The organism is Bradyrhizobium sp., from assembly GCF_016462955.1.
Taxonomy (GTDB): Bacteria; Pseudomonadota; Alphaproteobacteria; order Rhizobiales; family Xanthobacteraceae; genus Bradyrhizobium.
The window spans coordinates 1-8,380 of record NZ_JAEMSD010000058.1; the positions used below are offsets into that span (position 1 = coordinate 1).

13 protein-coding genes and 1 pseudogene are annotated in these 8,380 nt (G+C 61.1%); 9 read left to right on the forward strand and 5 right to left on the reverse strand.

Translation table 11 applies throughout. The features are described 5' to 3' along the window. Positions 1 to 67 precede the first annotated feature (67 nt). Positions 68 to 676: a hypothetical protein gene (locus JHD07_RS09125; protein WP_291621231.1), complete on the reverse strand. Its 609-nt coding sequence runs from the start codon at positions 674 to 676 to the stop codon at positions 68 to 70. Here JHD07_RS09125 and JHD07_RS09130 point away from each other — a divergent pair. From JHD07_RS09130 to JHD07_RS09145, 4 genes are all read left to right on the forward strand, one after another. Next, positions 662 to 895: a hypothetical protein gene (locus JHD07_RS09130; protein ID WP_291621232.1), complete on the forward strand. Its 234-nt coding sequence runs from the start codon at positions 662 to 664 to the stop codon at positions 893 to 895. The two genes, JHD07_RS09125 and JHD07_RS09130, sit on opposite strands and share 15 nt — an antisense overlap. Before the next feature lie 469 nt (positions 896 to 1,364). Beyond that, on the forward strand, positions 1,365 to 1,571 hold the full coding sequence (locus JHD07_RS09135; RefSeq protein WP_291621233.1) for a hypothetical protein: 207 nt from the start codon (positions 1,365 to 1,367) through the stop codon (positions 1,569 to 1,571). A 219-nt stretch (positions 1,572 to 1,790) separates the two neighbouring features. Then, entirely contained in the window at positions 1,791 to 2,738 is a 948-nt protein-coding gene (locus tag JHD07_RS09140) for a hypothetical protein (RefSeq protein ID WP_291621234.1), read from the forward strand. Further along, positions 2,735 to 3,418 carry a hypothetical protein gene (locus tag JHD07_RS09145; RefSeq protein WP_291621236.1) on the forward strand — a complete coding sequence of 228 codons (684 nt, stop codon included), beginning with the start codon at positions 2,735 to 2,737 and terminating at the stop codon, positions 3,416 to 3,418. Before JHD07_RS09140 ends, JHD07_RS09145 begins: the two co-directional genes overlap by 4 nt. A gap of 17 nt (positions 3,419 to 3,435) precedes the next feature. Here the strand turns inward: JHD07_RS09145 and JHD07_RS09150 are convergent, their stop codons facing one another. Then, positions 3,436 to 3,744: a hypothetical protein gene (locus JHD07_RS09150; RefSeq protein ID WP_291621238.1), complete on the reverse strand. Its 309-nt coding sequence runs from the start codon at positions 3,742 to 3,744 to the stop codon at positions 3,436 to 3,438. Positions 3,745 to 4,069: 325 nt separating this feature from the next. On the opposite strand from JHD07_RS09150, the gene JHD07_RS09155 reads away from it, so the two are divergent. The 5 genes from JHD07_RS09155 to JHD07_RS09175 all read left to right on the forward strand — a co-directional run bounded on the left by JHD07_RS09155 (position 4,070) and on the right by JHD07_RS09175 (position 6,545). Next, on the forward strand, positions 4,070 to 4,549 hold the full coding sequence (locus JHD07_RS09155) for a hypothetical protein (protein ID WP_291621240.1): 480 nt from the start codon (positions 4,070 to 4,072) through the stop codon (positions 4,547 to 4,549). A gap of 132 nt (positions 4,550 to 4,681) precedes the next feature. Next, entirely contained in the window at positions 4,682 to 4,843 is a 162-nt protein-coding gene (locus JHD07_RS09160) for a hypothetical protein (protein WP_291621243.1), read from the forward strand. Between the two features lie 166 nt (positions 4,844 to 5,009). Next, on the forward strand, positions 5,010 to 5,291 hold the full coding sequence (locus tag JHD07_RS09165; RefSeq protein ID WP_291621245.1) for a hypothetical protein: 282 nt from the start codon (positions 5,010 to 5,012) through the stop codon (positions 5,289 to 5,291). Between the two features lie 121 nt (positions 5,292 to 5,412). Next, positions 5,413 to 6,129 (forward strand): hypothetical protein, encoded by a 717-nt coding sequence (locus JHD07_RS09170; RefSeq protein ID WP_291621247.1) that lies wholly within the window; start codon positions 5,413 to 5,415, stop codon positions 6,127 to 6,129. Next, positions 6,126 to 6,545, forward strand: coding sequence for a hypothetical protein (locus JHD07_RS09175; RefSeq protein ID WP_291621249.1), 420 nt, complete (start codon positions 6,126 to 6,128; stop codon positions 6,543 to 6,545). The genes JHD07_RS09170 and JHD07_RS09175 overlap by 4 nt, the downstream gene beginning before the upstream one ends. Positions 6,546 to 6,626: 81 nt before the next feature. On the opposite strand, the gene JHD07_RS09180 is transcribed toward JHD07_RS09175, so the two are convergent. From JHD07_RS09180 to JHD07_RS09190, 3 genes and pseudogenes are all read right to left on the reverse strand, one after another. Beyond that, on the reverse strand, positions 6,627 to 7,328 hold the full coding sequence (locus JHD07_RS09180) for a hypothetical protein (protein ID WP_291621251.1): 702 nt from the start codon (positions 7,326 to 7,328) through the stop codon (positions 6,627 to 6,629). Between the two features lie 213 nt (positions 7,329 to 7,541). Beyond that, positions 7,542 to 8,039, reverse strand: a complete 498-nt coding sequence (locus JHD07_RS09185) for a hypothetical protein (RefSeq protein WP_291621253.1) — start codon at positions 8,037 to 8,039, stop codon at positions 7,542 to 7,544. Between the two features lie 160 nt (positions 8,040 to 8,199). Next, positions 8,200 to 8,380 (reverse strand): annotated as a pseudogene (locus tag JHD07_RS09190) (hypothetical protein); the annotation flags it as partial.

The following is an 8,380-nucleotide window of genomic DNA, read 5'->3' on the forward strand; positions in this document are numbered from 1 at the left end:
GATCGGCGCCGATCAAAGGCCGGACTATGGTTACCCACGCGTTCGTGAAGCCTGGCGGATTTTTGGCTTAAGCAGCCGATGCTGTCTTGCGTCGGCGCCATGCCACGATACCCCCGACTGCCATTAAGAGGCCCGGAATGCCCGCGCCCACGGCTGGACCAGGAACAGGCGCGGCATTAACGGGGATGTTCAGTGACAACAGGTCGACCGTTTTTCTCGTGTCGGTATCGTTGACGAGAAACGAGACCTTTAAATGTGGATTGCTGAAGTCGAGACCAGCCCCAGCCGGAACAAAATCGATATTAAACACCATGTGGTTGGTGATCGACAGATTTGGACCCCAATTGAAACAGGCCGAAGCTCCGCCGCCGCTGTTACAACCAACGCCCGAACCGTTTGCTTGTTGGCCCAACAGCCCGCTCACAGAGGTTACCCCGTAAGTCGCGGTTGCAGACGAAAACGACCCTACGTCTCGAATGTCGAAAGCGTCGAAGAAATTAACAGGGCCCCAGTTGCCGGTGGCGTTCGGCAGGTTATCAACCGTCAGCCTTAGCGTGTCAGCATCCACCGCTTCGAATGTGAATGTAACGCCCTGACTGATGATTGAGGCGGAGGCGCTGAGGGTGGTCCCAGCAAGCATTAGACTCGCCACGAGCGAGGTATGAAACGCTTTCATGAAAAGGCCTCCCAAACAGTTAAATTAAATATTTGGAACCCTTTTAATCAAAGAGCGCGAACATTGTCAATTGCTGCGGTCAAGAATGGGAAAAATAGGAAAGGTTCGGACCGCCCCCGTGATTGCGCCGATGCCTTCCCGACCATTGAAATGGCCGGCGAAAAGAATGGCGGGAAGGGCGTGATGAGCGGGCCGCGACAAGAAGGCGTTTGCGGATAAAAGTGGCTGCCGACTGCAGGGGCCCCTTGAAATCGACAATTTTAGGGTGCTCAGAAGGACAAGAGAGCTATCGCTGCGAGTGCTTGTTGACGGCGCCAACTGCAATGATGGCGGCCGTGACGATCCGGTCATTGCTCATTGCACTCCCCCGCTACTCAAGCGGGGAATGTCAAAGCATACTTATCTAAACGGGAAAAGATGGTAAGGCCGACTTACGCCACTCGGACCGATTAAATGCCGCCTCACGCAAATTAAATCTACGCCTCGCATCATTTGAGATTACCCGAACGAATCTGATCGCGACCATTCCAGCTGACGGCCGGCCTGAGTCGGCTCGACGGCGGCCCCGGTGCGTCTCGGCCCAGCCCCGGGGATGCCCGGGGTCGTTCCGCCTTGGTCACGTAGGCACCCTGGTGCCCCTTTTACCCGGCGCGCGCTGGCTGAGGCGGGATGCAGCGCGCTGGAGATCATGTCCATCACCGGCCATACCGATATCCGCGAGATCGATTGCCGCGAAGCCGCGCGCAAGAAGCTTGCCGTTGCAGCGATGAAAAAGCTCGAAGGCGGATTTGACATCCGACTGCCTAACCTGCCCGACGAGTTAAGCAATAGTGACGACAACCTCTTTGGTTTCGTTTGTGGCATAACAGTCTGGCGATCCCGGCAGAAAGGGTAGGAGCCTTTTCTGCCAATGGGTTAGGGCGGCTAACACGTCCAAACGCGCATCGCACCGTTCAAGCACTTCTAAACCGAGTGGCTAACAGGATCGGCGCTCTTTTGCCCGCCGCACGCGACCGCTCGCGCACGCCTTCCCTTCCACCACCGTCCTGAAAACGACGAACCCGGCGCCGCCGCCAGCGGACACCGGGTTCAAACCTTGGAGATCAATAAGCTCATGACAAATATCCCGACCGGAACGTCTTCGCAAGCGGCCCTTGACGACAAAGAGCGGCAAGGCACCTCGAAAGAAGCGACCCGCAGAGTCTTCCGCTGGCAGCTGCAGGTCGCCGCCGACCCCGAACTGCCCGCGTTAGCTGGCACCATCGCCATCGCGATCAGTCAGTTCGTCAACAACAAGACCGGCACCGCCTGGCCCTTCCGGCACACCCTCGCCAAGTTGGTCGGGCGAAGCGAGCGCGCAGTCAGCCGGGCCATTTCGGCCATGGTCGAGCGCGGTCACCTCGACCGCAAAGACCAGGGCCGTGACCGGCCGAACCTGCTCACACCGATCCTGAAAGACGAGACGATCGAGGCGCGGCAAGAGGCTGATGCCGGGACATTTGAGGCGCGTCATTCACCGGATGACGGGACACTTTTGGCTTCATGCCGGGACACTTTTGGTCATCATGCCGGGACGCTATCGTCCCGGAGAACTATAGAAGGAACTATAGAAGGAACTACAGAAGGGAAGAATATATATCCCCCCGAATCCGATCTGTTCACCGAGGTCGAGGTCGAGTGTCCGACACCACCACCTCGGCCAAAGCGAACAGCGCCGACCCGGTTCGAAGAGTTCTACGCGGCATACCCTCGACATGAGGCCAGAGGTGCAGCGGCCAAGGCCTATACCAGGATCGTCAGAGCCGGCAAAACCACCGAGCAGGAACTGATTGACGGCGCGACGCGCTATGCCGCCGTGCGAGCCGGACAGGACCCACGGTTCACCAAGCTTCCCGCGAGCTGGCTGAACGCCGAATGCTGGCTGGACGAAGCGAGCCCACGGTGGAGCGGTGGCGAGCAGGTTCGATCCAACGCGCCGCGTCCGAGCGTTCGCGACCAGATTCTCAGCGGCGCGCGGCGATCTCTCGAAATGTTCATGGCAGACGCGGAGGTGCTGCAATGAACCAGCTTGTCTCCCGAAAGAGCCAGATGGCCGCTCGCTCGGACTCGCAGCGAAAGCGGCTTTACGACTTGGCGCACCAGATCGCGATGGGTGTCGCCGGTCCGGAACAGCTGCTCGCCGTGGCCAGGCGCGCAGCCAGAAACGCGGAACGGCGGTTTCCCTGTGCGGGCAGCGGTGAGGTGCGCGAGACCATCGCCGCGATCGAAGTCGCGCTGAAGACGCACAAGGATGACCTTCGCGAGTTGAGCGTCATGGCCGCACCGGCGACCATGTCCGACATCGTGTACGAAACCACCACGCTTCTGCTCGGCATCCCCAACGGTGCGTTCCAGGTCGACCTGGCGGTCTTGACCGAGTTTGCGATCGAGGCCGTGGCACGAGAGCAGCCTTGCCTGGCGCGCCTCTTGATCGCCCGGGAGCGGATGATCCTCACCCGCAACACCAAGCCTAGCGCAGCCGACATCGTCGACGCGCTGAAGCTGAACAATGAAAGCGATGTCGTGGAAATGTGGGCCACTCAGGGCCTGCGCGACGTCGCGGCGGCCGGTGCGCTCATGGACAACCACGCGAAGCTGACGGAAATGCTTCCACAGATCGAGGAAGCTGAACGACGGGCACGCAAGGGGATCGGATACCGGGGCAGAACAGACGCCTGCGATGCGACCGAGGCGCCGACTTGAGCCGCACGGCGCCCTTCTCAGGCGGCGCTGTCCAAACGGTCGAGCGTTCGCTGCAACCGAACGATCATGGCGCGCTTGGCCTCGATCGTCTGCCGCGTCGTGTCCACCGCAGGCGAGCCGAAGTCCCCGGTCAACATTTCCCCGGCCTCCAGGCGCTGGATGCGGTCTTGGGCCGTATCGATGACGTGTTGAAGCTGCTGTTTCCAATATGCGGGCATGTCGGCAATCTTCGGCTGGCAATGGCTCTCAGCGTGCCCATGAGTCCTGAAAGAATTGTTGCGAAATGCCCGGCGCGGCGCCCCGGGGAGTCCCGGGGTCGAGAACATGTGCCTCTGCCGGCTCTGCACCTTCCCCCCAGCCGGAGCCAACGCCCCCCTTCCGGAGCGCAAGCGCCGGCACCTAATCCCCTATGCCGGCGCCGAAGTGGAAAGTCTGCGATGCCGCTGATCTTCCTGGTGCCGGCCGGTGCCGCCGCGATCGACCGCTCACAGGCGATAGCGGTGACCTGCGGCCTGGTCTTCCTGGTGGTGATGGTGCTGCGGTAGCGCGTTACTGCGGAGTACAGCGAAAAAAATCTAGCTGTACCTGGCTTGACGTCAGCTGTACCCGGCTCTATCTCTCGCGTATCACTCAAGCAGGGGAGCCACCCGCATGCAGATCATGGTCTTCAACGGCACGGCGGACGAATTCCAGCGTGTCAGCCACCTGTTCAACGGCGGTCAGTCGGTCGTCGTCAGCAATCCGGCGCAGGGCGCACCGTCAGCACCGCCGGCCGCAGCGCCGGCCACGATTCACCGCTCACCCACGCAGGAAATGCTGCGCAAGGTGATCACCTATCGCGCGATCCAGGCGAGCCAGAAGGCGCTTCTCCGCGCGCTGTACCGCGCGACCGACTGGATGTCGGCGAGCGACCTGGCGAAGGCCATGGGCACCCAGCGCAAGGGTCTCACCGGCATCATGGGCGGCTTCGGCATCCGCTGCACCTCGCAGCGCGGCTGGCCGCGCCGGGATGATACCGGTGTCCGCCCGACCCGCTGGCTGTGGGAGCATGAGCGCCGCGACGGCGAGGACTATTACAAGCTGACCGACGAATTCCGCGAAGCGCTTTCAGCTGTCAATTTGCTGAACTGACCGAGTCATCACGGTCCGAGCTAAGCGGTACCGCCCCCGGGGTCTCTCTCCCCGGGGGCTTTTTTATTGCCGGTATCGGTCCGGCCGGTCCGCGTAGTTCATGGCCTCGAAAGGCAACAGGTGCCGCCCCGGATGGCGACGCCGAGACAGAAGAGCGGTGCGCCGGTGCCGCCTTTGGCCCGCGCCCTAACTGGCCAGCGCAGCGCCGTCATATGCGCGCCCGTCAACCGGCTGCAGGACATCCTGTTCGAGGCCGCCGTGCAGGAGCAGCTTTGCCCCGGATCGAGGACGTGATCCTGCGCGCTCTGCCGGCGGCGAACCACGATGCCCGACATCCCGAACTCTAATTCGGAAAAACAGTGAGGGAAATTGCCCGCTCAAACGTATTAGGCCGTGATGCCGCGCGTCGCGCGGTATCGGAATGCGATCCCGCATCGGCATGACAACAAGGAGTTAGATCATGCAGACGACCTATAGCGAACCGGCTGTCATCAATCCACAAAGCGAAATTCGCCTTGGGAGATCGTCCTGGGACGGTCAGCGCTTTTCGATCAAGTACACCTGGTTCACCTCGACCGGCGCGGCTGCGCGCGGCGGCGAGGTCCCGGTCGAAAGCTTGCCGCAAATGATCAAGGTGGCGATCGAGCAAGGCCGGCTTGAAGCGGCTGACTGCCTCGACGCAATCGCGCAAGCGATCCGCTGGGATGGCTGGGGGGTGCCAGCCATCCACCGTCCGGACTGATTCGCGCCCAAAGCCAAGCGCTAATGCGGTTCCGTGGCCGCTTTCGGCGGATTGACGACGCCTTAACGGCTGCGCAATACAGAAGGCGGTGGGGTGTTATTGGAATTTGGGAGTCGCGTAGGTGAAGCCGGACCTGGCACTGATCGGCCTTGGCCTCTACACGCCGAGCGAGGCTGCGACCCTCACCGGCATCCCGGGCAAGAAAATTCGCCGCTGGCTTCGCGGTCACACCATCCGCGACACCGAATATCCCGCGCTCTGGACCAGCAATCTGACCAGCATGCTCGACGACGTCGAGTCGCTGTACCTCAGCTTCCTGGACGTGGTTCAACTGCGCGTCGCCGACGCCTTCATTCGGGCCGGGCTCAGTGCGCAGAAGGTGCGCCGCGCGATCGAATACGGTTCAGAGATCGTCCGGTCTGATTACCCGTTCGCGAACGCCCGATTCCGCACGGACGGCAAGACGGTGATCCTGCATGTGATGTCGGATGAGCCCGAGGCTGGTGACAGCGCCGCCGCCAATGAGCGGCTGATCGATCTGTTCAAGCATGGGCAGTACCTCATGCAGAAGGTGATCGAACCGAGCCTCAAGGGCCTGGAGTTCGACGACGACGACATGGCCGCGCGCTGGTGGCCGCTCGGACGTAGCAAGGGAATCGTGATCGATCCGCGCCGGCAGTTCGGCACGCCGATCGATGACGCCACCGGCGTGCCGACCAGTGTGCTCGCCGAGGCCGCGCAGGCCGAGGGCTCGATCGCGCAAGCCGCGAAGATGTTCATGGTGCCGCAGAGTTCGGTCAGCCGAGCCGTGGCATTCGAACAGCAGATGGCGGCTTGAACGTCTTCTTCGATAACTGCACTTCGCCCGTATTTGCGGGAACATTAGACGCTTTGATCACTCACTTTGGCCATCGCGCCCGCCACGTTCGCGGTATGGCGGACTATGGCTTTGCCGGCAACACGCCGGACGTTGACTGGATCACGCGCCTCGGCGCCGACCCCGCTGTGTGGATTGTCATCACGGGCGATCAGCGTATTCGGAAGAACCTTGCCGAGCGCACTGCGTGGATACGCGCCGGGCTCAAGGGCTTCGTGCTCGCACCATCTTACAACAAGATGCCGATCAACCAGGGCGCCTCGGTGCTGCTGTGGCGCTGGCCGGTGATGGAGCAATTCATATCCGCCGCCGCACCGGGTTCGATGTTCGAGCTATCGATCAATCGTCGCACGGGCTTCACGCCGCTGGCGGTCTAGCTGCCTATTGCGCGCCTGCCGGCAGCTGGGAAACCCGCTGGGCAAGTTCTGGCCGAGCTCCCGATGCGCAGGATGGTCATTTCAATCAAAGGAGGGTTTCGGCCCGCTTGGCATTTCCGGTGGTCGGCTTACGACGATGTTGGCATACGATGCGATCGGCGAGGGAGAGGTGTTCCAACTCAAGAGCACTCTCGCCCCGTCAGGCGTGCGCCCATTGCAATGGTAATCAAACTGCCCTGGCTGAGCGCACTGGAGATTCCCGATCTGATAGTGAGCCACCACTTCTTTGATGAAGGCGTCGGGCCTCAACGTCAATGCTCGGTCAAAGTATTCCTGGCGCAGGTCGAAACTGTCGACAGTGTCATTCTCCAAAACAAATACTGCTATGTTCCGCGGTGCGCCGTCATACTTCACCGTAAAATGCACGTCCACCGACTCACTTCCGAAGTGTGAATGTTTTTCCTCGAAAAAGTCCGCATCGGACGGCATGAGTGCAAAAGCCTCAAAGCGCGTCATCCCGATATAGAAGCCCTTAATCTTCGTCGGCTCCGCAGCTGCAGCCATGCAGTTGGCGCTCGATATCATGACGAGCACTATCAAAATCAGGCGCACGCTGACGGTGCCGCGCGCGTTGCTGCGTATCAATATGAGCGAGTTGTACCAGACCTCGGACATGCGAATTTGCTCTACACTGCCTATTCCCAAGATGTGCACAGCGTAGGACGATGCCCGCGCCCGGTCGAGGGTGTTGCTGCCGTCGCGCACCGCAAGCGCGGGCTTCATCGGGCGTCGAGGGCGCGGCGAGAAGGTAGAGGCCGCTGACTGGCACACTCAATCCTCCAATTTGGAGGATTGCCCGCGCGCATATAGGAAGCCCGTACAGCGGCCTCGCATGCTGCCCGGTTAAGACACAGCGGCCAGGACGCGCCAACGCATGGGCGCCAGCGCGGTGCGATCTGGCGCCCCGTTCCCATGGACGCCATTCCATCCAGGGGCTTAGTTGCTCGGCTTCGGTCCCGCCCGCTCCGAGGGCGGCCGTAAGATCATCCAGTAGCACTTGCCTTTTGGCGGCGTGCCGTCGACGCAAGCTATTTCGCCATCGCGCTCAACGATCGTCACCTTCGCTGGGACTTTCAAGGTAACAAAGTCATCCTCGGTACCATACGGTGAAAAGCTGATGACCCTGATGCAGGTCTTGTTCGAGTCATAATCGAGGAAGCGATCCTGATTCACGTCGTAAAATGGTCTGGTGTATGGGAGGGTCACGCGTCCATCTTGTTCTCGCCACCGCAAAGACCGTTCTGCTGCTGCCCGGACAAATTCCTTGTCTAAGCAAGCCATGTCATTCTCAGTGATCGTGAAGGGCTCGCCACGCGGCGCTTCGGACTTGGAGGGCGACGAGCCGTGTCCGATCACTATCCCCACGCCAAGCAGAGCGATGAATACGAGCCAAGGCACTCGCCTAGAAATTTGGAGCTTGTCGCTGCCTTCCATGACTTACGATCACCTGTCAGTGGCCCCCTGTCTGCGATACGCCGTCGACGCCCAACGAGGTCGAGATTAAGGAGGAGGCCCGGAGTGCCTAGGCGGCCCGGGCCTCATAACCACAGCAGCCTGAACTGCAGGTCGTTCGGCTACAAACACAAGCATACGGCTATCTGCGGCAGTGATCTTGATCTTCCGCAAAGGAACAGGCGCCGGTGGCCTCGACCTCGAAAGCGAACTTCACCTCCATCACTGGAGCGGATTCGCTTCTGACCTGGATTGCCATGTGGCGTCTTCCAGTGTCGTTTGCGGCGCGGTGGACGGCATCGCGCGCCATGTCGGCTAGGGAC

Bases quoted from the DNA above. Each gene is read 5' to 3' on its own strand.
- JHD07_RS09130 (WP_291621232.1), top strand. From the start codon at position 662: ATGAAACGCTTTCATGAAAAGGCCTCCCAAACAGTTAAATTAAATATT.
- JHD07_RS09125 (WP_291621231.1), bottom strand. From the start codon at position 676: ATGAAAGCGTTTCATACCTCGCTCGTGGCGAGTCTAATGCTTGCTGGG.
- JHD07_RS09135 (WP_291621233.1), top strand. From the start codon at position 1,365: ATGTCCATCACCGGCCATACCGATATCCGCGAGATCGATTGCCGCGAA.
- JHD07_RS09140 (WP_291621234.1), top strand. From the start codon at position 1,791: ATGACAAATATCCCGACCGGAACGTCTTCGCAAGCGGCCCTTGACGAC.
- JHD07_RS09145 (WP_291621236.1), top strand. From the start codon at position 2,735: ATGAACCAGCTTGTCTCCCGAAAGAGCCAGATGGCCGCTCGCTCGGAC.
- JHD07_RS09150 (WP_291621238.1), bottom strand. From the start codon at position 3,744: ATGTTCTCGACCCCGGGACTCCCCGGGGCGCCGCGCCGGGCATTTCGC.
- JHD07_RS09155 (WP_291621240.1), top strand. From the start codon at position 4,070: ATGCAGATCATGGTCTTCAACGGCACGGCGGACGAATTCCAGCGTGTC.
- JHD07_RS09160 (WP_291621243.1), top strand. From the start codon at position 4,682: ATGGCGACGCCGAGACAGAAGAGCGGTGCGCCGGTGCCGCCTTTGGCC.
- JHD07_RS09165 (WP_291621245.1), top strand. From the start codon at position 5,010: ATGCAGACGACCTATAGCGAACCGGCTGTCATCAATCCACAAAGCGAA.
- JHD07_RS09180 (WP_291621251.1), bottom strand. From the start codon at position 7,328: ATGAAGCCCGCGCTTGCGGTGCGCGACGGCAGCAACACCCTCGACCGG.
- JHD07_RS09185 (WP_291621253.1), bottom strand. From the start codon at position 8,039: ATGGAAGGCAGCGACAAGCTCCAAATTTCTAGGCGAGTGCCTTGGCTC.